We start from the raw sequence: 26,226 nt of genomic DNA, 5'->3' as shown, positions 1-26,226 counted from the left end.
TAATAAGTGTAACCCGTTTGGAACAAGCCTTTTTGAATTCCATTTCTCAAAAAAACCTTCCTATTAAACCATGAAAGTTGGAGGAAAATCATGGCAGTAAATGAAATCGAAGTGCACAGACAAAAGCTTTTTGAAGCAGCAAAAGAACATGGAATGAATTCTTCTGAAACGGTGCGCCGCAGCCAGGAGCTCGACCAGCTCATCTTAGAACAAATCAAGCGGCAGATGGAAGGTGAACTGCAGACGGCAGTAAACTAAGCTCTGCTGAACAAGTAAATCCACTTCCTCAAGAGCCATTCTGCCGGACCAAACCGAAATGTTCTAAACCAATAATAGCTGACAATCAGCTGCACCGAGTAGAGAATCGCTGCAATCATGACACCTTCGGCTGCTGAAATGTTTCCGTACAAGCCAAAACCATAGGAATAAAAAAGAAATGTACAGACCACTGACTGCATCAGGTAATTGCTTAAAGATGCCCGTCCCGCTGCCTTAAGAGCGCCAAGCTTGAAAGAATAGTTATTCAGCAGCAGCAGAATCACCGAAACATAAAACAGGGTCAGTGCCGGACCCCCTAATGACAGCTGCAGATGCTGAGTAAGCAAATTCTCCTCCCAATATAAGGGTGCACCTTTTAATAGAACTGCGGCAGTTCCTGTTATAAGTGCCGTCCGTTTCCATTCAGACGACAGATCCTTATGAAACCAGCCACGCTTATAGGCGGCAGCACCAAGCATGAAAAGCGGTAAAATGGATATCACAAGAAAAAATGCATTCTCAAAGTTATTTACATACAGCCAGTCTGTCACTCTCTGCTGAGTAATGTCAAAAAAGCTCCCTGTCTGGTACGCGTCAGCTGACTGCTGAACAGCTTCCTGCGATTTGTAGTGACTGAGCATCTCCGGATCAACTGCATATGCCGCAATAAGAGCAAATGAAATCAGCACATTCGGAAGCAGCAGGATGAATAGCCCCCACTTAATGAGCCCCCTGGAATTCCACTTGATAAATAACAGAAATAAAAACCCAATCAAGGCGTAGTTTGCCAGAATGTCTCCATGCCAGATCAAAAAAGCATGCAGGAGGCCAATAATCAGCAGACCAATGAGCCTTCTTGTATAATACACATTGAACGAATGCCCCTTTTTCAATGCCCTCTCATAAAAAATCACCGTTCCCGCTCCAAATAAAAATGAGAACAGCGGATAAAAGCTTGCCTGAGCAAAAAACGAAATCAGCTGCTCAACAATCCGGTCAGACCCGCTGCCGCTCACAAGGCTCGTCTCATAAAGAGCAGGCGCATAAAAAGACTTCATATTCACAAGCAGGATGCCAAGCAGAGAAAAGCCTCTTAGAATATCAAGCGTATGCAGCCTGTCCTTCTCAGGGACTGCTGTAAGTGGATCCATTATGACTTCCCTCCTTTTATTTCATACGATCAATTTTGTGGTCTTTATGGTTTTGGGGTGCGCGTCCGCTTTTTTAGTGCCCTCAATTTCCGACTTTCGGTTTTTGAGGGTTCTATTCTGCGGTTTTAGTGCCCTCAATTTCCTACTTTCAATTTTTAAGGGTACTATTCTGCGGTTTTAGTGCCCTCAATTTCTGACTTTCGGTTTTTGAGGGTACTATTCTACGGTTTTAGTACCCTCAATTTCTGACTTTCGATTTTTGAGGGTACTATTCTGCGGTTTTAGTGCCCTCAATTTCCTACTTCCGATTTTTGAGGGTACTATTCTGCGTTTTTAGTGCCCTCATTTTCCGACTTTCGATTTTTGTGGGTTCTATTCTGCGGTTTTAGTGCCCTCAATTTCCAACTTTCAGTTTTTGAGGGTACTATTCTGCGTTTTTAGTGCCTTCAATTTCAGATTTCCAAATTTTGAGGGCACCATTCCCGTTCTCCAGTGCCCTCAATTCCCGATTTCCAGGTTTTAAGGGCACCATTCCCGTTCTCCAGTACCCCCAAGCTCAGTCTCTAATAGTTTGAGGGTATGGTTCAGATATTCACCGTCCTTGATTACCGAAAAGGACGCGCAGCATACCGGGCATGCAGATTTAGTCAAACGAAAACTCAACCTTCCCATCCTTCAAAACAAGACTTGCATCAAACGTTTTTTTGCCTTTGAAGCCTTTGAGCTTATTGGTTTTCCCTTTTTGGCACAGTGTTTTGATCTGCGCGGCGGATATGGATTTTCCGAGCAGTTTTTTCGGAAAGGTCTGCTTGCATCCGCTTTTGTATTCTGTGCAGCCGTAGAAGGTTTTTCTGTCCATGATGCTGCCCTTTTGGCAGGCGGGGCAGGCACAGATTGCAGCGCGCGTTTCCTGCTGGGGCGGAATGGCGACCTCAAGTTTTTCCATACTTTCTCCTGCCTGGCTGATCAGGGTGTAGCAGAATTTTTTGGCCGTTTCAATAAAGACTTCTTTGGATTTTTCGCCGCTTCCGATTCCTTTGAGATAGACTTCCCATTTGGCCGTCATTTCAGGCTTGGAGAGCAGAGTGCCGTCAACGGCTTCACAAAGAACTTCCCCTTTTGGCGTGACAAACACTTCATTTTTCTTCACTTCAATAAACTTCCTCATAAGAAGCGTATCAATAATTCCGGAGCGCGTTGCTTCTGTCCCGAGGCCTTCTGTGCTGTTCAGCGCTTCTCTCATCTCTTTGTCTTCCACATGCTTGCCGGCTGTTTTCATGAGCGTGATCAGCTGTCCCTGGGTGTACGGTTTAGGAGGCTGTGTCATGCCGTCCTTCACTCCGATTTCCGCTTTTGCGGGCTCGCCCGCCGCCACTTTTGGAAGCATTTGAAGATCTGCTTTTTCTTCCGGGCTGTCAGTCTCTTTTTGGTACAGCGTCTTCCAGCCGGGCTTTTTCATCGTTCTTCCCTTGCTGATAAAATCATTTTTGCCGATGGACGTCAGAATGGTTGTTTCATCATAGACGTAATCCTCCATAAACATGCCGAGAGCTGTTTTGATCACTTCTTCGTATACAGCCTTTTGTTCACCGCTGAAGGAATTGTATGCAGCTTGCGTGACCCTTTTTTCAGTAGGCACGATGGCATAGTGATCGCTCACGCGTTTGGCATCCACGAACCGTTTTGAAGGCGACAGTCTAGCAGGGGTACATGACAGGGACAGGGTCTCCTGATACTGGCCGATTCGCGCTTTGATGTATCCGAATTCTTCTTCTGTTATGTACTGGGAGTCTGTTCTCGGATACGAAATATACCCTTTTTCGTAAAGAGACTGTGCTGTTTTCAGAACCCCGCTTGGACTCATTTTTCTCTGTTTATTCAATTTTGCCTGGAGGGTTGATAAGCTGTGAAGCTTTGGCGGCGGTACTCTTTTCTCCGCTGTTTCTGCACTTTTCACTGTCGCTTCATAAAGCGTTTTTCCCTTTACAATTTCAGGACCAACAGCAGAAAACAATTCTTCCGGGCTTTTAAAGCGCCCCTTCAGCTTTCCGGTATAGTTTCCTGCGGACACTTCAAATGCAGCCTGAAGCTCAAAGAAAGGTTCAGGCTTAAAGTTTTCAATCTCCTTTTGCCTGTCATAGATCAGTTTCAGAACCGGAGTCTGCACTCTTCCCACACTGAAGACATCCCTTATCCCTTTCTTCTGAAGATGAAGGGTATACAGCCTGCTCGCATTTAAGCCAACAAGCCAGTCAGAGATTTGCCTCGCCTGGGCTTCATGGTAAAGATGGATGGTCTTGCTCCCGTCGTAAAGCTCTGTGAATCCTTTCATGATGGCGTTTTCTGTTAATGAACTTGTCCAAAGACGCTTCACGCTCTTTTTTTCTGCACCGGCCATCATGATCAGAAGTCTTGCAATATTTTCCCCTTCACGGGCAGGGTCAGTGCCGATGATAATTTCATCTGCTTCCTTTAATAACTCTTTGACAATCTTAAACTGCTTCGCTTTCCCTTTGCTGACTTTATATGAAAAATGATCTGGAATAATCGGCAGTGTTTCAAACCGCCATTTTTTCCATTCGTCTTTGTATTCATCGGGGTTTTTAAGTTCGACCAGGTGGCCGATTGCCCACGTGATTTTTGCGCCGTCCGGAAATACCTGGCACGGTTTAATCTCTAAATATCCCTCTTTTTTCACAGAAGGAAAAGGGGCTGCAAGCTTGCGGCCCTGATCTGGTTTTTCAGCTAGAATGACCACTTGGGACATGTTTGCATGGACCTCATTTCATTTAAGAAACAATGAATCTGCTTCTCTTGTATTCTTATCCAGTATGGATCATTTTGCTCTAAAAAGAAATAGCTGCAGCTTCAGTGAAAGCTGTCAAAACGTCTTTTCCCTGATTAATAAAGGATGAAAAATCAATTATCGCGCTGCAGGAAAAACTCCGCTTTTATCACAAGTCTGCCTATTTTTCATACGATATTTTACAGGTGCCTTACTGCCTGAATGAAGCAAAGGATGTTGAATATGCCAGCCATTGTGGGAGCATTTAAAGTGAATGCCGTCGGAACAAGCAGCATTGTTCACGTCGGGGATTGCATTACCATCTCACCTTACAGCGAGGTCAAAACCTTTGCCGGGGCAGGATCTTTTAATACAGGTGACGGACTGAACATCTACAATCAAAACAGTGTGACGAACGCTTACGATAATGACGTGGTTGACCAGCCGATTGTCGGCAATGCATAAACGGGGTGAAAAAATGAATTTTTACATTAACCAGACCATTCAAATTAATTTTTTGAAAGTGGATGCCGTCAGCAACTCTTCCGTTCCGCAGATTGGAAGCGCAGGCATCATCAAGCCGCTTGCAAATCTCTATAACACCGGGGCTTTCACGACGCCCGCTCCTCCTGCAATCAGCCCCGGAGGTTCTCAGTCTGAAGGCCCGCTTGTTCCGCTTGCACCGAGTTAATTCAAATAGGCATTCACCCATATCTGCAGCGTGCATATAATAGCCCATAATCGCTTTGCACGTGATCTAAAGAAACGGGGTGAATGAATTGTACTATGACCAGTCGATGATGCAGTGCATTCAGCATTTGTATGGAATGGTTCAAGCTCAAGACCAGAAGATTCAAAAGCTTGAGGCCTCTGTTTCCGCTATGATGGAAGAAATAGAAGAACTAAAAAAACGCCCCAGTACAACGATTGAAAAGATTGAATATAAATTTGATCAATTAAAAGTGGAGACACTTGAAGGCACGCTTAATATCGGGCTGAATCCAACTGTTCCTGACCAGATTGAACAGTTTGAAGTAGAGCAGAACGGTCTTCAAGTAAATAACCAAACGTCAAATCCAAAACGCGACGAAGAGATATTTGAGGCGGTTCAGTCCAATTTGCTCGTCTTCCTGACTGAAGATGTCGCAAAATACATTGAAACACTTGCCGAACAGAACAACTACCAGCTTGATGATGCTCATAAAGAATTCATCATTGAAGATATCCGCAAACAGATCGACAGCCGGATCAGATTCTATTTGAAGCAGGGAGGATACAGCGAGTCTGTCCCTGCTGAAAAACAGATTGAAGAAATAACGGCTAAAGTAAAACAGGAGGTTGAACGTTCAATCACCTACTTTATCCAGGCCCTGCCCCAAGAAGGAGCTGAAAGCGAAACATGAAATTCACGGTTGTAAACAAGGACATTTCAGTTGGTGCCATCAGGGTAACAGCTGTTGCGAGTTCAAGCGTCTTTCTCATCGGAGATGCAAACTGCATCACCATGTCATCGGTTTTTGATACGCCGCCTGAATCACTGATCATCGGTCCTTTTGTACCGCTTGCCCCGGCATGATCCAGAATCGTTTATCCATCGTCAATGGGGCGTACATTGATTCGGTGGGGATCAGTTCGGTATTTCAAGTCGGCGACAGCGTTGATATTATCCCGCGTATAAAGGTTTATGCCGTACAGAGGGAAGAAGAAATTGATTTCGGAAATGAAGGGGACCTGAAACAGTATAATATTTATTCTGAAAACCTTCCCCGGCCGCTTATATACGAAAATGTCCAGACTGCATTTTTTCATGAATGTCCGGTCATCCGTGTCGGTGCTGTAAAAGTTACCTCTATATCCTCTGCCGGGGTTGTCCATTTCGGGTCAACCAATACAATTGACGGCGAATCAAGGGTGAAGCACATCAGACAATTGCGGAGCAGGAATGAACGTTCCGATTCATAATGCATAGACTGAAAGTATGACAGAAAGACAAAGGGTGTTCGTTCATGCCAGCAATCATCGGTCCGATCTGCATTAACTCTGTCGGCGGCGGTGTCGTAAACTTTGGTGATTCCTTTTATCTGTCTCCTAAAAGCTCATCAAAGACAGCTTCCGGTTCCGGCGGCGGAAATACAGGCGACTTTATCATAGTCAACAACATCGTAAGTGCAACCAACTCGTTAGACCCAGATGTAAATGATCAGAATATTGTAGCCAATAATTAGAAAAAGACGTGCCAACTCTCCGGCACGTCTTTTTTCATTTCCGTTTCTTCCGCTCATTTGATTTTTTTGTCCTGACAAGCTTTGAGGACGGCTGCTTGCGGATCCATTTGATGAAGCTTGAAATTTTCGGATCGCTTCTTAAATCCTGGATGGTATTCAGCCTTACAGCCAGTTCGTCATTTGTATAGAGGGCATGGATCTGTTTATGGCACGGAATGCAGAGCATCGCGGTCGGCATGAAGGTGCCGCCCATTTCCTTCGGGGTTAAATGATGTTCTGTTGTTTCAACCTCCTGCCTTTTGCACAGCTCGCATGTTCCAAGTTGTTTCTTTGCCATTATCAACCTATCCTCTCTACATCAGTTCAAGCTGGACCGATGTGCCGCTTCCTGTCGGCTCTGCAGGTGTTACGACAAGCTTCCTCGGAAGTCTTGCACGAAGCTCCTGCACATGGCTGATGACGCCGACGGAAAGGTTATTGGACTGCAGTTTTTCAAGAGCCGTTATGACTGTATCAAGCAAATCTGCATCAAGCGTCCCGAAACCTTCATCAAGGAAAAAGAACTGAAGCGGGTATTCTCCCAGCAGCTGGATCTGAGATGACAGAGAAAGCGCCAGTGCCAGGGAGGTCAGGAATGTTTCTCCGCCTGAAAGGCTTGAAACGGGACGCCTTACTCCTCCGTTTGCATCATCACGCATGACAAATCCGCCGGAAGAATCCACTTCAATGGCATAGCGCTGTCTTGTAAGCTGTCCGAGCCGCTCAGAAGCATCCTCGCTCACAAGGTGGAGCTGTTCTTCTGCCAGGAACTCAACGAACGCATTTCCTTTGAATACCGTCTGCAGCTTTTCAAGTCTTGCTGCAAGCTCCTCAAGCTCAAGGCGTTTTTGCTCCAGTTCCATGTATCTTTCGTGCTTATCCTTCAGGATATGAAGAGCTTTTGCGGCAGCTCCGCGGGCTTCTGAGGCAGCATCTGCCAGCTGTTTCGTTTCTGCTTTCAGCTCTTTTATGGACTCCCATTCATCCAAGCTGACAGAACGGTTTTTCCGTTTCGCTTCCACACGTTTAAAGTCTGCCATGACTTGTTTCTTTTTATCCTGATAGACGTCAAACTCTTCCTTCAGACTTTGCTTAATTGCTTGCGGCATAAAAGCAGAGGCAGCCTCCGCAGCATCTTTGAAAGGTGTCTGCTGTTTGATCTGCTCCCATTTTTCAGCCGCATCGCGCAGTCTTGCTTCAGCCTGTTCAAACGTTTTTTCTGCAGCCGCACTGCTGCTTTCTGCTTTTTGCACAGCCTCCATCGCTTCCTGAAAGGATTTATAGAGGCTTTGTTCCTTGGCATAAAGCTCCTTTTGCATGGCCTCGTTTTCCCGAAGCTGAAGGGAGAGATGTTTATCTCCTGTTTCTTTTTCAATCCGTTTTTGTTTTTCACCCGCAGTTTGCCTCATGCTTGTTAAATAGGCCGTCAGCTCTGCGCGGCTGATGCTCAGCTGCTGGCATTCTGTCTCAAGCTGTTTTATTTCCTTTTCTTTTTCTTCAATGAAATCAATGCTTTTTGCAACCCTGGTTTTCAGCTCTTCAAATTGTTCATCTTTCTCCCTTATCAGCCTTTGCTCTTCTGCTGCCTGGTCAGCTGTAAGGTCACCAAATGCTTTTGTCCACTTTTCTAGTGCAGCATTGTATTCTTTTTCTGTTTGCTGCCATTTTTCTGCTGCTTCCTTGTGCTCAGCAACATGACTGCCATGCGTAAACTCAAGCTGACGGAGAGCTTCATTCTGCTTCCTTACGGTTGAATGGAGCTTTGTATACTGTTCTTTCATTTGAAGAAAATCCTGGGTTAATGATTTTGATTCTGTCAACACATCCATTTCATCATTACCGTCTTCAAGTTCAGTTAAGACAGATGATAAAAACGAATAGGATAAAATCATTTCTTTTGAGAGATCTTCCCACTTTTCTTTTGCATTCTCCAATTGCAGCGTAAGAAGCGCATCTTTATCTGCCTGCTTTTCAAGCATTTCAAGATTTGATCCATCTGAAGATTCCAAGGCTTTGAAGTCAGCCGGCGCAGGGTGATGAACAGATCCGCATACAGGGCACGGCTCATCAGTGGTGAGGCTTTTTGCGAGCATTTCTGCCATGTTTCTTTGAACGTTTTTCTTTTCCTCCTGAAGCAGCTGTCTTCTCGTCTCTGCATGCTTTTTGTGCTGGTTCAGCACTTCGCAGCTTGCATGATAGCCCTTTTGCACATTTTCATAAAGAGCTTTCATACTGTCTTCATATTCATGCATTTTCTTCTTTGCCTGCATTATGGTTTCATCTGACTGCAGGATTTTTTGCTTCTTTTGCTCAGTTTTATTCTTCCATTCAGTAACGACCGACTCGGCATTTGTAAGGAACATCCTTTGTTCTGACGCAGCCCGTATTCTTTCTCTTTCTTTGCTTGTTACTGTATTTTGCTCCATCTGCTCTTTTAGAAGGTTTTGCTTTTGAACAGCTTTTTTCAGAAGCTCATTTGCCCGCGCCGCACTTTCCTCTTTTTCTGTAAGTTCAGTTGTCAGGCGTTTGTTCTGTGCGGCCTTTTCTTCCAGCAACCGGATTTCATGCTGCAGTTCTTCTTCCAGAGCAAGCAGCTGCAGGAGCTGTTCTTTTCTTGAAGCAAGCGCCGGCTCTTCGGCTGCCTTTTGTTTCCGGATCTCTTCATAGGCGGCTGCCGCAGAAGCATAGGACTGCTTTTGTCTTTGCCATTCTGCTACAGATTCTTCCTTTATCCTTCTGCTGCCTTCTTTTTCCCGCTCAGCCGTCTGCAGTGCTTCCGCGTAGGGTTTTGCCAGATCAGCTTTTTCTGCGCGGTCGAGTTTTGCTGCAAGCTGTTGGATGTCCGCTTTCTTTTTTTCAAGCTCTGCAAGCTCTTTTTCATAGCTTTCCTGTTCAAGCTGAAGTGCCCGGACTTCCTCAAGCTCTTGATGGTGCCTGACTGTTTCTTCATATTCCTTCTGCCTTTTTTCTAAAAGGAGATTTACACCTTTAAGCTCTTCTTCCGCAAATTTAACGGCTTCCTTTGATGCATCTCCAAGACCAGCCTGTTCGGCTGAAATCTCGTTCTGCTCTCCCCTGGCATCCGTCAGCCGTTTTCTGACCTTTTTGACAAGCTCTTCCCCGTATTGTTCCAAGTGGAAAAGCCGCTGGAGCATCTGCCTTCTTTCAGCTCCCTTGAGAGATAAAAATTCTGCAAACTTGCCCTGCGGAAGCACGACTGCCCTGGTGAAATCATCAATGGTCAAGCCTAAAAGAGCATGTACTTTTTCATTCACTTCCGCCGCTTTATCCGCAAGGACCGCTGTTTCCTCGCCATGCTCAAGAATTCTGCACAGCGCGGTTTTCACCCGGTGCTCATCCGTCCGCTTAAACATCCTTTCAACTGAATATCGTTTCAGGCTTTCTGCATTTTCCAGTTCAAATGTAAACGACACATGAACAGTATCCTCGGCATGATTGATGATTCCGTGGGTATTGTTTGCCGCCCGCTCCACTTTTCCGTACAGAGCAAGTGTCATGGCGTCAAGAATCGAGGATTTCCCGCTTCCGGTCGGGCCGAAAATGCCGAATACGCCGCCTTCGCAGAGAGAACTGAAATCAACGGTCTGTTTTTCCCTGAAGCTGTGAAGCCCCGAGATAGTAAGTGCGATTGGCTTCATCCTCTGTCCTCCTCCTCTTTCGTCTCATCATGAACCATATCGAGAAAAAGTTTCATCGTTTCCCCGTCAGGCTTTGCCCCACCGGTCTGTTTTTCATAAAATCTCGTAAAAAGCTCGTCAATGGGCAGGTTCGCCCTGCTTTCACGGATTTCTTCGTTCATGTTCTTTTCAAAAACCGGACGAATATGAACAAAGCCAGGATGTGATTTTCTCAGCCTGTGAATTTCCTCAAGAGAAAGTGTATCCTTCAGGTGAACCTCAAGATCAATCCAGGCAAGCTTGTCCTTCCCTTCATCCAGCCACTGATGAACCTGATGCAGGCCTTCCTGGGCTTTCCATTTCACAAGAGGCTTTCCGCTTGAGAGCAGAATCTCGGATACCTGTGCCTGTCCTCCCGGATCGGCCTCCACCATCGTGACGGATTTCGCATAGCCCGTTTCAGAAAAACTGTAAGCAAGCGGTGAGCCGGAATATCTGGCGGCAGAACTTGCCCGCTTCAGCGTTTGAGGACGGTGAAGATGGCCAAGCGCCGTGTACTGAGCAAGTTCCGGAAGACTTGAGGCAGCGACCGTATAGGCCCCGCCCACTTCGATCGGTCTTTCCGAATCAGTCGAGCTACCGCCTGCGACATAAATATGACTCATCGCAAGATTTACTGTTTCTTTTCTAAACTTTCCCGCCATCACGGCGAACAAATCTCTGATGCGCTCGTCGTATGAATTGCGAAGCAGAATTTCATCATGGGTGTCTGACAGAACCTCTTTAAGCCTTGCCTCAGAAGGATAGGCAAGAGCAGCCATCGCCATCGTCTGGCCGGCAGACGGCACATCAATTGTCAGTACATCCGCTGTCGGGTAGCCAACCAAGTAGATCCCCTGGGTATCTGCAAGAGGCGAAGCAGCCTGAACACGTTCCGGATTGTCATGATTTCCTGCAATCACAACGACAGGCCTGTTTCCCTTGTCCGAAAGTCTCGAGATGCTCTCATAAAAGAGCTGTTCAGCCGCTGCGGGCGGATTGACTGTGTCAAATACGTCTCCAGCCATAATTATGGCATCCGCTTTTTCTTCCGCCGCGATCAGGGAGAGCTCATCTAAAAACTGGGCCTGCTCTTCAAGGCGGCTCCTTCCTTCAAGCGTCCTTCCAAGATGCCAGTCTGCTGTGTGCAGAATTCTCATAAGCTTCTCTCCTTTAAAAAAGCTCAAGCTGCGCCAAGAGGCGCACCCTGAGCTTGTTATTGTTCTTTTTCTTTACATTTCCAGCACATGCCCTCCGTCAAAGAAATACAGCACCTTTGAAGATAGAGGTTTTTTCGTTATTTTTTCAATGGCTTTGCCGTAGAGGTCAAGCTGCACGCTGTAGCGGCTTGCAAGAACAGGCTTTGCCTGCTCGAACCCTCCCGGAAATTTGCCGTGAATCGCATCTGTCTTGTAATCAAGCAGCACGACTCCTTCTTCGTCTTCAAACAGACAGTCAATAACCCCCTGAATGAGCACCTGTTCACCGCTTGCTGCCTCGTACAGCTCTTCAGCCGGCAGGGCATAGCTGAAGGGAACTTCCCGTTCGATGCGGTCTGCTTTTTGAAGACGCATGCCGATATCTGTTTCAAAAAAATGAACAATGGCAGCAATATTGATGCTGTCCGCCTGCGCTCTTGTGAGGATTTCTTTTTCAACAAGCTCATTTACTTTCCATACTGTGTTTTCTTCCGTCACAGGCTCTCTGACATTCAGCTGCTGCATGACGGCATGCATGGCTGTCCCTTTTTCGGCAGCTGTGAGGGTTTTCTTCTGCATGAACTTAGGGCGGTCAAACATATATGAATCCTGCTGATTTTCGAGAATCCGGAAGTCGCTGAATTCATCCCGCGTTTCCTGCTGCCTCTTCACTTCTGAAACAGACTGCTTGGATCTGAACACAGAGGCAAACTGATGAGGGTAGATCCATGAGAGCTGTTTTTCAATCTGATCGCGGTATGCTGACTGCTCTGCGATCGGCTCCAGTTTTTTCAGGGCTGTGAGGATGTCCTCATCGTATTTCTTTTCTTCTGCCCGGATATCATAGAGGTCTGTTTCTTTCACCATCGTGATTTCAAACCGGGAAGGATGCGAAAGAAGGTGCGGTACCCCCTCTGCCTGCTCTCTCAGCATTTCTGCGTCTTTGTGGCGGACAAGCGACGGTCCGATCCAGTCCAGGTAGGACTTTGCCTGCGCCCGTTCAAAATCAGGCAGCAGCCATTCTTCCTGACCCAGCGCTGTCTGCCAGTCTGAAAGAGATTTTGCTGCATCTTTAACTGTTCCGATTAAAAAGAGCTTTTCCTTTGCACGGGTAAGCGCAACATACAGCACTCTTAGCTCTTCTGAAAGCAGCTCAATCTTCATTTTTTTCTTCATGGCTGAAAGCGCCAGTGTCGGATAGCTGATTCTGAGTGACGGTTTAATCAGCTTCGTGGCAAAGCCAAGCTCCTTATCCAGCAAATACTTTTTGTTCATATCCATCATATTGAACTGTCTGGCGAGACCGGCTGTGAAAACTACCGGGAACTCAAGCCCTTTGCTGCTGTGGATGGTCATCAGCCTGACAACATCCTCCTGCTCGCCCAGTGCCCTTGCTGCACCGAGGTCATCTCCGCGCTCCTGCATCCGTTCAATAAAGCGCAGGAACCGGAACAGTCCCCTGAACGAAGTCGCTTCATACTGTCTTGCCCTGTCATAAAGGGCACGCAGATTCGCCTGGCGCTGTTTGCCGCCCGGCATGCCGCCGACGTAGTTAAAGAACTTGGTATCTCTGTACAGCTGCCAGATCAGCTCTGAAACAGAGCCCATCCGCGCCCGTTCTCTCCACTCCTGGAGCTGATCATAAAATCCTTGAAGCTGATCTCTTAAAGCCGCATCAGAGCCATGAGCTTCAGAAAGAAACACCTTCAGCGCTTCAAAATAAGTGCCCTTTTTTGAATAGGTGCGGATAACAGCAAGTTCGTTCGTGCCAAGGCCCGCAACAGGAGACCTTAAAACAGACGCCAGAGGAACATCCTGATACGGGTTATCGATGACCTTAAGCAGCGACATCATGACAGCGACCTCCGCCGCTTCAAAATAACCGCCTGAGAGATTGGCATAAACAGGAATCCCCTCCTGCTTAAACTCTTCCATGATCTGCGGCGCCCACGGCATGGAACGGAGAAGAACGACAATATCTTTGTATGCGATATTTCGCGTGCCTCCAAGCTTTCGGTCATAAATCTGATATTTTGTCTGAACCATTTCCCGGATTTTTTTGGCCATCACTCTTGCTTCGAGCTGAACGGTTTCCAAATCCTCTGCAGCAAAAACATCTTCTTCAGAAGCATCATCTGATTCTTCTTTTCCGCGGTCCACAAGCAAAAGTTCCGCACTCATCGTTTCAGACTCAGGATAGGACGCGCCAAGCTTCAGCTCAGCGGCTTCGTCATAGGCGACCTCTCCCACTTTTTCTCCCATCACCTGTTTAAAGAGAAAATTGGTGCCGTCTATCACTTCCGCACGGCTTCTGAAATTTTTCGACAGGTCAATTCTCAGGCCGTCTTGTGCGTGCCCGTCTTTACTGAACGTCTTGTATTTGCTTAAAAACAGAAACGGCTCTGCAAGGCGGAAACGGTAAATGGACTGCTTGACATCACCTACCATAAAGAGGTTTCCCGGCCCGCTTTTTGAAACAAGCTTCAGAATCGTTTCCTGAACAAGATTTGTGTCCTGGTATTCATCAACAAGCACCTCTGCAAACTGCTGCCTGTAATCAAGCGCAGCTTCGCTCGGCTGCAGACGGCCGTGCTCATCCGGCACACCGAGAATCTGCAGGCAATAATGCTCAAGGTCCGAGAAATCAACGATGCCTTTTTGTTTTTTCATCTCATCAAAACGGATTCCGAACTGATGAACAAGCCCAATCAGTGTTTCGATTACAGGCTTCAGTTCCTTAAGGTCATTCATGTGGCTTTCATAAGAGCGCGCAAACAATTCTTCCTGCAGCTGTTCGACCTGCTTTTTTGCGGAATTGCGGAGCGATGTCGCTTGTTCAAGCAGCTCTTTGCTGTATTCAGCCCCTCTGCATGCCTTGGCGCGTGAGAAAGAAATCAGCTTGATTTTCTCAGCAAGATCGTGCCATGACCCTCTTACCTCAAGCAGCCCCTGAACCTGTCTGATATCATCCGTCAGATTTTCTGCTCTCGGTGCCGGACCGCCGGGCTTTTCAGTCAGGGCAAGCGCCCGCTTCAGCTTTTCAAGACTGCTCGTCAGCTGCATCGAGATGTCTTCAGCCAGATACGGGAAGAACGGCAGATTTTCAAGCGGTTCTTCTCCGCCGTACATATCAGACAGCCCTTCAAGCCAGCTTGCAGGACTCGGATGGGAGCGGGAAAAATCATACAGCGTTCTGATCAGTGTCTGCAGGTCTGTATCGCTTCTGTCTGTTGTATACCTGTCAACAAGGTCAAAAAAGCGTTCGTTATCCGGTATGCTGTACTGCTCTTCAAACAGATCATCAAGCACTTCATCGATCAGAAGCTGGCCTTCCGTCTGATCGGCAATCCGGAATCCCGGGTCAAGGTCAATTAAATAGTAATACTTTCTTACAACATTCAAACAGAACGAATGCAAGGTGGAAATGGCAGCCCTGTTCAGCAGTGACAGCTGGCGTCTTATATGGAGGGATGATGGATTTTCCTTCAGCGCCTTGTCAAGCGCTTCGCCGATCCGGTTTCTCATTTCAGCTGCAGATGCATTCGTAAACGTGGCAACAAGCAAACGGTCAACGTCCACGGGATTTTCTTTTGAAATGATTTTACGGATGATTCGTTCGACAAGCACCGCTGTTTTTCCTGAGCCGGCAGCTGCAGCAACCAGGATGTCCTGTCCGCTTGAGACAATGGCTTTCCACTGGTCGTCTGTCCACTGGCTGTCTGCTGGTTTTTGCAGCATCATGATTCCTCCCTTCCCGCTTCGTTCTGAAGCCGTTTTAAAATCACATCATTCTTGTCATCTTTCAGAACACGGTACTGATTTTCTGAAAGCGACTGGTCAAACTGGCAGACCGATTTAAATGAACAGAAGGTACACGGTACTTTATCCTTCAGCTTGTAAGGAGAAATGTCCGTTTTCCCGTTCGTAATGTCCGTTCCAATCGATTGAAAAACGGATCTGACGTGGCCTCTGAGAAGATCAAATTCCGCTTCGCTTGCAATCGCGGAATCTGACCTGAATCCGCCGTCTTTCTTAAGGCCGGCCGAGACGATTTTTGAGAGGCCGGAATCCAGTGTCTGATCCATCAGCCTCACAGCCTCCTCATCTCCAAGAAGCAGGCCTTTCATTTTAAACTTTTTGAAAATCTCTTCATCGATTTTATCCTGCGGCAGCATGGCTGAAGACTGGATCATCGGGTCATGCACATGGAAATAAAGAACACCCGCAGGCGTCGACTCGACACCAAGCCACGATTTTGAATGGGTAATGATGACATCAAGATACGTCAGCATCTGCAGAGCAAGTCCGTAGTACACTTCCGATAAATTCAGCGTTTTGTCGCTCGATTTAAAATCAACGATCCGGAGAAGAACTCCTTTTGAACTTTCTGCTTTATCAACCCTGTCAATCCGGCCGACAAGCTCCATTGTGCATCCATTTTCAAGCTTGAAGCGGATCGGCGGCAGCGGGCCGCCTTTTCCGAATCCAAGCTCCAGGCCTGCCGGGGCAAAACCGCTGGCCCTAGCATGCTCGCTCAAGATGGAGGATGCCCTCGTAATGATGGTGACGAGCTTTCGCTTTAAATAATGATGCCTGTTTGAGCTCAGCAGAATTTCGCGCTGAAGCCTAGGCGCCAATGTTTCAACCGCATCATGGGAAAGACGGGAGCACTGATCTGTTGACAGGTCCTTCCAGTCGATTTTCAGCTGCTGCATCCGGTCTGAAATCAGTTTAAGCGCCGAGTGGAACAATTGTCCGATATCAGGAGCCTCAAGACGGAACTGCTGCCTGTCCTTTAATTTCAGGCCGTGCGAAGCATAATGTGAGAATGCACAGGCTTTGAACATTTCCATCCGGGACACACTTCCCTGAATGTGCTCACCGTAAAGCTCTCTGCTGATCCCTTTTTCAAGTGTCTCCGCTTCGTTCCGGTAAAACAGACTTCCTGTCACTTTTGACAGGGCAGACCGCTCCTCTTTTTCCGTAAAATGTGTATAGGCATCCCACCAGATCGGGCTAATTGGATAGCTTCTTTTCCAGTTTTGAAGCTGAGACGTTAAATAAGAGAGCGTGACCTCCTCATTTACGATAAAGGAAAGCTGGTCCTCTTCTGGAAGCTCCTCCGGCTCATTGATAAAGATTTCTGTTTTAATGTCCGGAAATAAATCCTTCAATCGTTTCACGATGATGGAAGGCAGCATCGCTTTTCCTTCCTCATCTGCAAGCGGATAAGAGATGTACAGCTCACGGGATGCACTTGAGAGGGCCATGTACAAAACAAAGGTTTCATCAAGCAGCTGCTCCCGTGCAGTCGGGGCAAGTTCAATGCCCTGATGATGAAGGGAAATGCGGTCCTCCTCCGTCAGCACGCCTTCTTCCATCGGCCTTGCTGGCAGAATACCGTCATTTGCTCCTGCAACAAACGCAACGCTCACATTCAGCAGCCTTGAACGTTCCAGGCTTGCAATCACTACCTGATCCATCGCAGGCGGCACAAGTGCAAATTTCATCGCTTCAAGACCTGTGTCAATCATATCTGCGAACAGACTGCGCGAGACGCGGTGTTCATTCATCATTTCAGCAAATTCATCGAGCATTCCGATGACCGCGCTCCACACCTGAGCATGCTCTCTTGCCTCAACGAGTCTCCCCGCTTCCTCTGCTTCCGCTCTCATCTGTTCGAGTTTATACGGAATATGGAGTTCTTCGAGGAATAAATAAAGTGCCTCGGCCTTGCCTGATGCATCTTTCGTGCGCTTCATCCGTTCACCGAGCGTCTGAATCGGAGGTACAACGATGTCCTTCAGCTCATTAATCATCTCTTCTGTTTCATTTTCTTCATCTGTTCTGACATATTCGTCATCAAGGGAATAATAGCGGCGGTAGACAAACCGCTCACCGCTCGTCCATTTGCTGCCCTGAATGCCATAGGAAAGGACATAGTTTTCAAACTGATCCATTTTTTCTCTCATGATGCGCTTATCCGTGTCAGCGGGGAACAGGAGCTCTGTTTTAACAGCCCTGAACACAGCCTCATAACGCCAGCCCCCATTCAGCACTTCAAGAGCAGAGCGGATCAATTCTATGACCGGATGATTCAGCATCGATCTCTTTTGATCGATGAAAAAAGGAATCTCGTAATCTTTGAATACCTGTTCAATAACATCCTGATAGTCTCCGATATTCCGGATCAAAACAGCAAGATCCTTATACCGGTAACCATCATCCATGACAAACCCTCTTATTTTTCTGGCAATGCCCTCAATTTCCGCCCTTCTTGAGGAAGCTTGTGCAAGTACAGCATTTGTCTCTCCCTCATAAGGCTTCACCGGCCTTGACTCAAGGAAGCGCTCGAGATGGGCAAGGGACGGCCGCTCTGCAAAACGCGGCATTTCATTCAGCACCGTCACATCCTCTATTTCGGCACCGTTATCAGCGGCGAGAACAGACAGCCTGTGATAGGTCATGCCTGTCATCCTGAAAAGATGCAGTTCATGCGGCAGGTGTTCATGAAACGGCTTGTCTGCTGTCAGCGCAACCGTTACACTCTTCGCATGTTTCATTAAAGCACCTATCACCATGTATTCCTGAGGCGTAAAGCTGTGAAAACCATCGAGGTAAATATCAGCCGCCTGAATATAGGATGAATGCTCTATTTTTTCCGCAAGAAGACGCAGATAATCCTCTGAATCGACGTATGTGCCGCTCAGTTCCTTTTCCATCCGCTTATACAGCAGAACAACGTCATGCAGTTTGTCAGCGAGCGCCTGCTCCTGTCTCGTGGCGTTGACTGAGATTCCGTTTATCTTCTCTTCCATCTCCTGTGGCGTGAGGCAATAGCGTTTAAGCTCTGTAATCATCGCTTCCATATGATCAATAAAACCGCTTTTTCCGCTTGCTTTTGCAAACAGCCTAAAGTCCTGCTTGTGCTGCTCAATCAGCTTTCTCAGCATCATCTGTATGCCTGTCCCGGTTATATGATAGCGGCTGATTCCTCCTGTTTCCTGAAGAATTCTCCACGCAAGCCGGCTGAAACTGAACGTCTGCGCCCTCATCATGCCACCAAGCTCCGGCGTTTTAGCAAGCTCATATTCTATACCGAATGTCATCTGATCGGGCACAAGATAGACAACCGGATCCCCTTCAGGCTTCCTGAAAAGCTCTGAACGGATTTCATTCAGCATGCGGTGTGTTTTTCCGCTTCCCGATCTTCCCAAAATAAACCTGACACCCACCGTCAGAACCCCTTTCTATGTAAAAAAAGGCATATTCACTCATACGCCTTTCTGTTCCGTTTCACTCTCTTTTATCTATCTGTCTATTTTACTTGAAAACAATATGGAATGCCATTCTCCCGGGACTTCCAAGTTTTGCAGAAGCCCCGTGACCGCTATGGCGGCATATGCATAGGCTGTTTTTAAAGGAGGCAGTCTGATGAAAAGAATCCATCTGCTCTCGGCCTTTTTTCTCGTGACGGCCATTATGATAGCAAGCAGCATCTATGTGCTGATTCCCCTGTATGCATCTATATCGGAGGATACAGGCCTTTCCTTCAATGAAGCCGTTCTCGGCAGCACCTTTTTTACATTCTTTTATGCGGCCGGCCTTTTTACGTTCGGGCCGCTCACAGAAAAAGCCGGAAAGAAAAACGTCCTGATCGCAGGCTTTGCCCTCGCAATTGCAGCAACCGCCATGCTTGCGTTCTCCTCATCCGCCACATTTATTCCGCTCAGATCCCTGCAGGGGTTTTGTCTCGGATGCTTTGCCCCTGTTGCCTATGCCTATTGTTTTGAATCGTTCAGGGAAAAAGAGGCAACCATGCTCATCTCCCTGATTAATATGGGATTTTTAATGTCCGGCATGATCGGGCAGCTGATCAGCTCTGCCATCGCCATTTCGCATGACTGGAGAACAGTTTTTCTCTTTTTCGCCGTCGCCTATGCCCTGCTTACAGGATGTCTGGCATGGCTTTTGGACGGCAGGAAACATCAGAGCGGTGCAAAGAACCTGATCTCGTCGTTCCGGTCCATTTTCCGCAATCCTAAGCTTGTTCTGTGCTATATCCTGACGTTTGCCATGCTGATGTCATTTGTCTCCTATTATGAGGGGTTTCACCGTGCCTATTCGGGGATTGTTTCTGAAGAAGTCCTGTTCTGGTGTAAAGCAGCAGGACTTGCCGGAGCGCTGTTTTCCTTATTCAGCGTAAAGTGGATCGGAAGGTTCGGGAAAACAGCTGCTGTCAGGTACGCTATGCTGTTGATCATTCTGGCTTTTCTGCTGAACTATGCAAGCGGGAGCCTCTACATGTCCGCCGCTTTATCTGTTCTGTTCACAGCCTCCCTTTCTGTTTGTATACCGGCCGTTATTTCCATGATTGGAGAGACCGCAGGAAGTGACCGGGCAACAGCCGTCTCCCTGTATTCCTTTATTTTGCTAGCAGGTGCAAGCATAGGGCCTTTGCTTGCGGGAGTTCTGTCTTTTCAGAGCATGCTGCTTGGGTTTTCTGTTTTTTACGGGATTGCTGCTGCGGTTACGTTTATTGGGTCAGGGAATGATTGAATCGTTTTAGCATTGGAAACGGTCTATCAGCTTTTATGGCTGTTATTTACAATATAGTTCATGAAGTTTTTTACCGCGGGGGAAAAATGATTCCCCTTTTTTTTACATAGTTTTATTCTCCTTGTAAGATACAGATCATTTACCTTCACAACACTTAGGAGACCTCTGTCCATATATGGGGAAATGGCCAATCGCGGTGCGAGCGTAATCCCATATCCAGATGCAACAATCCCGATTGCTTCTTCTAGCCTCTCAACTTGAACGGGTGTCCTCTGCAATTGCACCTGTTTTATCTGACATAATGATTCTACTAAAGCCCTTGTAGAACTTCCTTCTCCCCTTAATATAAAATCTTCTTCCATAAGATCTTCAAATTCAGCCCTTTTTGATGCTAAAGGGTGATTCCAGGGAACGATAAAGAATAGCTCATCATCAAGCAGATGAACAATATCGGCTTCATCAGGCAGTGAAGAATGGCTTGCGATGACCGCAAAATCAATTTCATTTTTCATCAGCTTATCCAAGGCACTTTTTGTGTTTCCGGAAAATATCTGAATACCAGTTTCCGGATAAAGCTGTTTAAAACCGGCAATCCATCCGGGCATTAAGTAGCTTGCCGGAAAATTCGTAGCAAAGACCCTGATATTCCCTGTGACTCCGCTCGTATACTGTTCAATTATTCTTTCTGCTTCTTCTTCGGCCAAAAACAGTTTGACAGCCTGCTGATAGACAACTTCCCCCGCCTCTGTCAGCTCAATTCCCCTGCCCCTGGCTTTAAAAAGTGTGTGGCCAAGTTCTTTTTCCAGATTTTTAATCTGCATGGAAATGGCCGGCTGACTAATATGCAGCTCCCTCGCTGCCCCTGTGACACTGCCAGTTTTTACAACACTGACAAAATGTCTTAAAGCATTTAGATTCATTAAAACTCTCCCATAATTAAAACTTATCAATTGATAAAATATATATATTTTTCTTATTATTTTACATCCTTTAGAGTAATGATGAAAGAGAGGTACATCATGACAAAAAAACCAAACCGCTCAAACATCATTTTTACAGCTTTAATTACAGGCATCTGCTTACTCACGGACTCCATGTTTTATATCGCTTTGCCTCTTTATTTTAAGGAAGCAGGATTATCTTCGCTAATTGAAGCTGGAGTTCTGCTGTCGGTAAACCGTTTCATTCGAATTCCTCTCAATCCGTTTGCAGCTTTATTGGTAAAAACGCTAAAACTTCAGCACGCTTTACTGCTCGCGATTCTATTAACCTTTCTGACAAATATCGGTTTTTTCTCTCTGAACGGTTTTCTATGCTGGTTTATTCTCCGGTGTATATGGGGGTTTGCCTGGGCACTGCTCCGTCTTTCCGGACAATTGCTTGTGGTGCAATTATCCTCCGAGTCAAATAAAGGGAAATTCATGGGGATCTATAATGGCACTTACCGGCTGGGAAGCCTTGCCGGAATGATTTTTGGAGGTTTACTGTGCTATCAAATTGGGATGAAACTAACGTGCCTTGTATTTGCAGCAGCTTGTTTGCTCTCAGTCCCATTGGTCTTTTTGTTAACTCCTGCCTTATTACGGCCAAGGGAAGAAAAATCAGAAAAAATCGAAAAGGTTGATTTTAGCAAAAGGACAATTAGGCTCTCTCTCCTCAGGGGATTGATCGCGGCGTTTCTGCTTCAGGGCGTATTTGCTTCTACTGTAAGCTATTACCTGACCAGGCACTACGGAATGCACGTATCTATAGCAGATGGCTTTATACTTGCTTCTGGAGCCGCATCAGGGCTTCTCCTTGGTTTAAGATGGACATGGGAGCCGTTTCTTGCTCCATTTATAGGACATGTTTCCGACGGAGTACTTGGCAGGCATCCTCTTTTGTTCATTGCATTACTCATGACAGGCTGTTTATTTCCGCTTATCAATTGTCAGCTTCCGTTCTTCATTTGGGCATCGATCATCGTGCTTCTCCTGATTTGCTCAACCATTATAACAACGTTAACCGATGTATTAGTATCTGATGCTGCTTCCGCAATGAAGCAAAAGACAGCCATCATAACAAAATACTCTATGGCTGCTGACCTCGGAGCTGCATTAGGTCCGCTATCTGCTTTTCTAGTAATAGAAAAAGGAACAACATTCCTTTACTTCTGTTCAGGCTTGAGTTTGTTTCTGGCATGGGTTTCGAATAAAGAGTACAGGAAGTCTGAAGGAGACCGAGAATATATGCGGAAAGAAGAACAAACAGCCTGAAAAGGTTAATTTGAGATGGATGTCCGTACAGAAAAAAAGTGCATGATCACCATCGTGCACTTTTATTGGGATCTTCCCTATTCTTTTGTAGCCTTGCCAATCACATAATCTGTGCTGATCAATCCAAACTGTCTGCTGTCCCTGCTGACAAGGCGGTTGTCACCCATAACGAAAAGACAGCCTTCGGGAATCGTTTTTTTGCCCGTAATCTCCTCAAGCGTAAAATTGCCGGTCAGCTTTCCCATGCTTAACTCTTTTTTGACCGGATTTAAATATGGTTCTTTCACAGCCTTCCCGTTGATATACAGCTTGTCGTTCTTATACTCCAGCTCATCTCCCGGCAAACCGATAATTCTCTTGATGTAGGCCTCTTTTTCCCCTGGAGGCTGAAAGACAACAATATCAAATCTTTTCAGGTCAAATAACCGATGGTTTACTTTATTAATAGACAGAAGGTGGCCCGCAGTCAGAGTAGGCTGCATCGAAACCCCTTCCACCCTGTAGTCGACAAATAGAAGATTTTTTATAGTAAGTATGAGCAAAAAGGTGATGACGGCAGACAAAAACCAGTATCTTTTTCTCATCTTTACTCCCCCGTAAAAAAATTAATGGCTTCTTTTCCTCTCAAGCATTCTGACATTCAGGCGCTTTTCCACCTGCTTGCCGATCAGCCAGAGCAGAAAAATAACAACCGCAGCGATAAGCGTTCTTTCGGGCTGCGTGATGATGGCACGCAGGTCATATCCAATAAAGCTGACCAGGAAAATCATCACGAGCTTCCCGGACATCACAGCAAGACAGAACTGCCAGATGCTGACCTTCGACAGGCCGGCCACCACATTGACGGCAGCAGACGGCGTAAATGGAAAGCACAGCAGGATAAACAAAGGTCCGAATCCATGCCTTTCAATCCATCCCATCATTTTCTGAACCGATTGATGACGGCTTATAAATCTGAAAAACCGCTCCTGTCCGTACTTTCTTACAAGAAAAAACAGGATGAGCGCTCCGAGACAGCTTCCAATCCAGGAATACAAAAAGCCGAACCATAACCCGTACGAATTGGCATTCGCTACAATAAACACAACCAGAGGCAAAAAGGGAAGAAATGCCTCAAGCAAGGGAAGCCCAATGCCAAGCAGCGGTCCAAACGATTTGTAATCCTTAAAGAATTCCATCATTCTTTCAATTGTAAAATAATCCAGTATTGCCTGAAGTTCCATCCTGCAAGCTCCTTCTATCTTTCTCTATGCTCATATTCTACACGTTTGTGCAGAGACTTTAAACATTGAGCATTTTTTCAGGAACTGCCTGAATAAAAGCGGCTTGCATTTCGTATACTGATAAAGTAAAATAAAAACGAACATACGTTCTCTTTATCATGTTAAAGCGAGGTTTTTGCGATGACACGAATTCCCTCAGACCTGCGTGATGCGATTGAGATGTCCATCTACCTCCCCATGACCATCTCCATCTTCAGCAGGGATCTGTTAATCATTGAAAAAAGTCCATTCAAGCTGCAGCAGCCCTATTTGAACCTCGTGGAGGAATCACTGAAGCTTGCCCAGAAAGACCTTGCTGCAGTGCGCCGCGAGCTGAAAAAAAACAGCATCAAAGTAAGTGAAGTGAAAAGGGATGAAGCTTTTACGATGTATTCCTTTATCTTCAGAGGCTACGAAGAGCAGCACAACTATTTTAATCCGAGAATACGCAATAAGGTATGCGAGTTGATGGAAGAATATTTGTTCAAAGCGGTAAAAGCCTGATTAGTGTTTGTTGAGTTCACGGATAATCTGTTCGTAAATGAAATTTGTCTGCTTTTCCTTTGGAAACATCAGCATATTCATTTTGCGGTGCTCCTCTTCAATTCTTGCCGTAATAATGGTCCGCAGCTGAGCTGTTCTATAAAGCTGATTTTCAAATGACGAAGAGGAAACCGGTATGGTTTCAACCAGTCCGTTCGTAAACAGCACTTCTGTATTGTCAAAATCCGCAGCCGTATAATGCTGGATGTGGGCGTGCGATATCCAGGCGCACTGACTCCTCGTTGAGGCCAGTGTAGGAAAAAAGAACATATAGTTTCCGGGGTCAATGACAATCGGCGGCTTATGTGTAATTCCCATAAGGTCCCGTGTCCCCGCCTTTCTTCCTTCATAGCTGCTGCCGAAGTACATGCAGCTCTTGCTTACAATCTCCTGCGGGCTGAGTTTAACGGCAATCTCTTTCTCTGTCTCGATCACCTTGGAATAGAGCTTTCCCATATGCGGATCAGGAAGAATGGCCATCGTAAACCGGTTTGCTATGTAGTCCTTCATAAACTTATTTTCCATCGCTATCACCTCAATTTTAATAGGAGTAAAGAACTACTTTTAATCTAGCACAATCCCTCTCTGCATTTCTACATTTTTACATTATTTTTACATTATTGCGATTTGATCACCAATTAAAAGAACTGCTCTTTGACGCTTTTTATGAAAAAGGAAAAACGTGCAAAATTTGGTGAAATAAGTTTTCTAAAAATTTTAAATATTTAGTTGATTTCTAGGCTCTTTATCCATATAATTAAAAAAAGGCATCAGGGGTGATCTTTCTTGAAAAACAGGAAAACTTATACCGAGATCATGAAGTCCCGTAACACGCTCAAGATGGAAAAGAAACAGGAAACCGTACTTGATATTTACATTCAAATGGTGTTGGATGAAGCTGTGTTGACCCGGAAACTGTCCCTCCTTCAGGAAAAGATCGATGAGTCCTTAGACCGAAATGACAAACCGCTGTTTTTTAAACTGGCAAAAGAATATGCAGAATTGAGACTGATTATTTAAAAGAGGCTAAGATCATAACTGGCTCCGAAAATGAAAAAGGTGAATTTGAGCTTGTGCTCAAATTCACCTTTTTCTGTTTTATGAAGAAAGTTATCTGCTTCCTTAGCGGACGGATATGAACTTTCTTTCCTTCATCTCAAGGTTCGGACAGGGCCCTGTGTTCTTTTAACAAACATTGAAAAGATTGAACCAAAAAAGATCCGGGTATCACATACTAAAGGATGACACGAGCCGTCTTTTCTCAGTGCCTGTGTGTCATTCACATTTTGTTTGGAGGGATTAGTATGGCGATGCTTAAAGTTGGCAATGAAAACGATGCTCCAATTGAAATTTACTATGAAGATCATGGAACTGGAAAACCGGTTGTACTTATTCACGGATGGCCGCTGAGCGGACGCTCATGGGAAAGCCAGGTGCCCGCTCTCATTGATGCCGGCTACAGGGTGATTACATACGACCGCAGGGGATTTGGAAAATCCTCTCAGCCCTACAGCGGCTATGAATATGATACATTCGCAGCCGACCTGAACGGTTTGCTTGAGCATTTAGATCTCCGTGAAGCCACACTTGTCGGATTCTCAATGGGCGGCGGAGAAGTAGCGCGCTATATCAGCACATATGGAACAGAACGTGTGAGCAAAGCAGTGTTCGCCGCAGCCGTTCCTCCTTATCTGTACAAGGCAGAGGATAACCCGGACGGCGGCCTGGATGACGGGGCGATCGAAGAATTCCAAGACGGAATAAAGGGCGACCGAATCGCATTTCTCGATACGTTCACCCAAAATTTCTTTGCAGCAGGCGACAGAACAGACCTTGTCAGCGAGCCATTCCGTCTCTACAACCGGGATATCGCCGCCATGGCGTCCCCGAAGGGAACCCTTGACTGCATCAAAGCTTTCGCCAAAACCGACTTCCGGGACGACCTGAAAAAAATAAACATCCCCACTCTGATCCTTCATGGAGACTCAGACGGAACGGTCCCGTTTGAAGTGAGCGGCAAGCGTACCCATGAAATGGTTCCAGGGAGTGAGCTTGTTGTGATTGAAGGCGCCCCTCATGGATTTAACGCTACACACGCCGAGGAATTTAACCGCGGTTTAATCCGCTTCCTCAATTCTTAAAGGCGGAAGAGTCATCATGAGCAAAAAAACCAGTTTGATTTCCAGACTGGTTTTTTCTTTGCCGTTTGCAGAATCGATTGAAATGCAAGGACCAGTAACACCCAATAACACATATTGCAGGCTGAGGATGTG

Annotated in this window: 23 protein-coding genes; 12 read left to right on the top strand and 11 right to left on the bottom strand. The window is 46.2% G+C overall.

All coding sequences use genetic code 11. The features are described 5' to 3' along the window. Positions 1-90 precede the first annotated feature (90 nt). Positions 91-258 (top strand): aspartyl-phosphate phosphatase Spo0E family protein, encoded by a 168-nt coding sequence (locus tag ACK1LH_RS04645; protein ID WP_081414267.1) that lies wholly within the window; start codon positions 91-93, stop codon positions 256-258. Here the strand turns inward: ACK1LH_RS04645 and ACK1LH_RS04640 are convergent. Next, positions 255-1,409 (bottom strand): DUF418 domain-containing protein, encoded by a 1,155-nt coding sequence (locus tag ACK1LH_RS04640; protein ID WP_029283793.1) that lies wholly within the window; start codon positions 1,407-1,409, stop codon positions 255-257. The genes ACK1LH_RS04645 and ACK1LH_RS04640 overlap by 4 nt on opposite strands. Positions 1,410-2,052: 643 nt before the next feature. Further along, positions 2,053-4,176, bottom strand: a complete 2,124-nt coding sequence (locus tag ACK1LH_RS04635; protein ID WP_411334611.1) for a DNA topoisomerase 3 — start codon at positions 4,174-4,176, stop codon at positions 2,053-2,055. Positions 4,177-4,437: 261 nt separating this feature from the next. On the opposite strand from ACK1LH_RS04635, the gene ACK1LH_RS04630 reads away from it, so the two are divergent. The 6 genes from ACK1LH_RS04630 (at position 4,438) to ACK1LH_RS04605 (ending at position 6,419) form a co-directional block, all read left to right on the top strand. Further along, the gene (locus tag ACK1LH_RS04630; RefSeq protein WP_029283789.1) at positions 4,438-4,659 is read left to right on the top strand and encodes a spore germination protein; all 222 of its coding nucleotides are present in this window, start codon (positions 4,438-4,440) and stop codon (positions 4,657-4,659) included. A 13-nt stretch (positions 4,660-4,672) separates the two neighbouring features. Further along, positions 4,673-4,885 (top strand): spore germination protein GerPB, encoded by a 213-nt coding sequence (locus tag ACK1LH_RS04625; RefSeq protein ID WP_411334610.1) that lies wholly within the window; start codon positions 4,673-4,675, stop codon positions 4,883-4,885. An 88-nt stretch (positions 4,886-4,973) separates the two neighbouring features. Continuing rightward, positions 4,974-5,597: a spore germination protein GerPC gene (gene gerPC / locus ACK1LH_RS04620; RefSeq protein WP_051827424.1), complete on the top strand. Its 624-nt coding sequence runs from the start codon at positions 4,974-4,976 to the stop codon at positions 5,595-5,597. Further along, on the top strand, positions 5,594-5,770 hold the full coding sequence (locus tag ACK1LH_RS04615; RefSeq protein ID WP_029283783.1) for a hypothetical protein: 177 nt from the start codon (positions 5,594-5,596) through the stop codon (positions 5,768-5,770). The genes gerPC and ACK1LH_RS04615 overlap by 4 nt, the downstream gene beginning before the upstream one ends. Further along, on the top strand, positions 5,767-6,156 hold the full coding sequence (locus ACK1LH_RS04610) for a spore germination protein GerPE (protein WP_029283780.1): 390 nt from the start codon (positions 5,767-5,769) through the stop codon (positions 6,154-6,156). Before ACK1LH_RS04615 ends, ACK1LH_RS04610 begins: the two co-directional genes overlap by 4 nt. Positions 6,157-6,200: 44 nt before the next feature. Beyond that, on the top strand, positions 6,201-6,419 hold the full coding sequence (locus tag ACK1LH_RS04605; RefSeq protein ID WP_029283778.1) for a spore germination protein: 219 nt from the start codon (positions 6,201-6,203) through the stop codon (positions 6,417-6,419). Positions 6,420-6,453: 34 nt separating this feature from the next. Here ACK1LH_RS04605 and ACK1LH_RS04600 read toward each other — a convergent pair whose 3' ends face one another. The 5 genes from ACK1LH_RS04600 to addB form a co-directional block, all read right to left on the bottom strand. Beyond that, positions 6,454-6,756, bottom strand: a complete 303-nt coding sequence (locus ACK1LH_RS04600) for a hypothetical protein (protein WP_029283776.1) — start codon at positions 6,754-6,756, stop codon at positions 6,454-6,456. 16 nt (positions 6,757-6,772) lie between these two features. After that, positions 6,773-10,117: an SbcC/MukB-like Walker B domain-containing protein gene (locus tag ACK1LH_RS04595; RefSeq protein ID WP_411334609.1), complete on the bottom strand. Its 3,345-nt coding sequence runs from the start codon at positions 10,115-10,117 to the stop codon at positions 6,773-6,775. Continuing rightward, positions 10,114-11,295, bottom strand: coding sequence for an exonuclease SbcCD subunit D (locus tag ACK1LH_RS04590; RefSeq protein WP_029283773.1), 1,182 nt, complete (start codon positions 11,293-11,295; stop codon positions 10,114-10,116). Before ACK1LH_RS04590 ends, ACK1LH_RS04595 begins: the two co-directional genes overlap by 4 nt. Positions 11,296-11,367: 72 nt before the next feature. Next, positions 11,368-15,075, bottom strand: coding sequence for a helicase-exonuclease AddAB subunit AddA (gene addA, locus ACK1LH_RS04585; protein WP_411334608.1), 3,708 nt, complete (start codon positions 15,073-15,075; stop codon positions 11,368-11,370). Then, the gene (gene addB / locus ACK1LH_RS04580; RefSeq protein ID WP_411334607.1) at positions 15,072-18,569 is read right to left on the bottom strand and encodes a helicase-exonuclease AddAB subunit AddB; all 3,498 of its coding nucleotides are present in this window, start codon (positions 18,567-18,569) and stop codon (positions 15,072-15,074) included. Before addB ends, addA begins: the two co-directional genes overlap by 4 nt. A gap of 199 nt (positions 18,570-18,768) precedes the next feature. On the opposite strand from addB, the gene ACK1LH_RS04575 reads away from it, so the two are divergent. Then, a complete protein-coding gene (locus tag ACK1LH_RS04575) occupies positions 18,769-19,893 on the top strand; it encodes an MFS transporter (RefSeq protein WP_411334606.1) in 1,125 nt (374 codons plus the stop codon). A 26-nt stretch (positions 19,894-19,919) separates the two neighbouring features. Here the strand turns inward: ACK1LH_RS04575 and ACK1LH_RS04570 are convergent, their stop codons facing one another. After that, positions 19,920-20,813 carry a LysR family transcriptional regulator gene (locus ACK1LH_RS04570; RefSeq protein WP_029567326.1) on the bottom strand — a complete coding sequence of 298 codons (894 nt, stop codon included), beginning with the start codon at positions 20,811-20,813 and terminating at the stop codon, positions 19,920-19,922. Between the two features lie 99 nt (positions 20,814-20,912). Between ACK1LH_RS04570 and ACK1LH_RS04565 the strand changes: the two genes are divergently transcribed. Beyond that, on the top strand, positions 20,913-22,148 hold the full coding sequence (locus ACK1LH_RS04565) for an MFS transporter (RefSeq protein WP_051827422.1): 1,236 nt from the start codon (positions 20,913-20,915) through the stop codon (positions 22,146-22,148). Positions 22,149-22,225: 77 nt separating this feature from the next. Here the strand turns inward: ACK1LH_RS04565 and lepB are convergent, their stop codons facing one another. Further along, entirely contained in the window at positions 22,226-22,732 is a 507-nt protein-coding gene (gene lepB, locus ACK1LH_RS04560) for a signal peptidase I (protein WP_029283760.1), read from the bottom strand. Between the two features lie 21 nt (positions 22,733-22,753). Beyond that, complete coding sequence (locus tag ACK1LH_RS04555) at positions 22,754-23,371, bottom strand: TVP38/TMEM64 family protein (protein WP_029283758.1); 618 nt, start codon at positions 23,369-23,371, stop codon at positions 22,754-22,756. Between the two features lie 180 nt (positions 23,372-23,551). Between ACK1LH_RS04555 and ACK1LH_RS04550 the strand changes: the two genes are divergently transcribed. Further along, a complete protein-coding gene (locus tag ACK1LH_RS04550) occupies positions 23,552-23,914 on the top strand; it encodes a hypothetical protein (protein WP_029283756.1) in 363 nt (120 codons plus the stop codon). Here ACK1LH_RS04550 and ACK1LH_RS04545 read toward each other — a convergent pair whose 3' ends face one another. Continuing rightward, entirely contained in the window at positions 23,915-24,478 is a 564-nt protein-coding gene (locus ACK1LH_RS04545; protein WP_029283754.1) for a competence protein ComK, read from the bottom strand. Between the two features lie 261 nt (positions 24,479-24,739). Here ACK1LH_RS04545 and ACK1LH_RS04540 point away from each other — a divergent pair, with 261 nt between their 5' ends. Beyond that, a complete protein-coding gene (locus ACK1LH_RS04540) occupies positions 24,740-24,973 on the top strand; it encodes an IDEAL domain-containing protein (protein ID WP_029283752.1) in 234 nt (77 codons plus the stop codon). Positions 24,974-25,257: 284 nt separating this feature from the next. Continuing rightward, complete coding sequence (locus ACK1LH_RS04535) at positions 25,258-26,094, top strand: alpha/beta fold hydrolase (RefSeq protein WP_282035043.1); 837 nt, start codon at positions 25,258-25,260, stop codon at positions 26,092-26,094. The last annotated feature ends 132 nt before the right edge of the window (positions 26,095-26,226 follow it).

Origin of the sequence: Metabacillus indicus (assembly GCF_046603695.1) — a bacterium.
Lineage (GTDB): Bacteria > Bacillota > Bacilli > Bacillales > Bacillaceae > Bacillus_P > Bacillus_P indicus.
The sequence above is the reverse complement of the archived record's forward strand: the minus strand, read 5'-3'. Positions and strand labels throughout refer to the sequence as shown.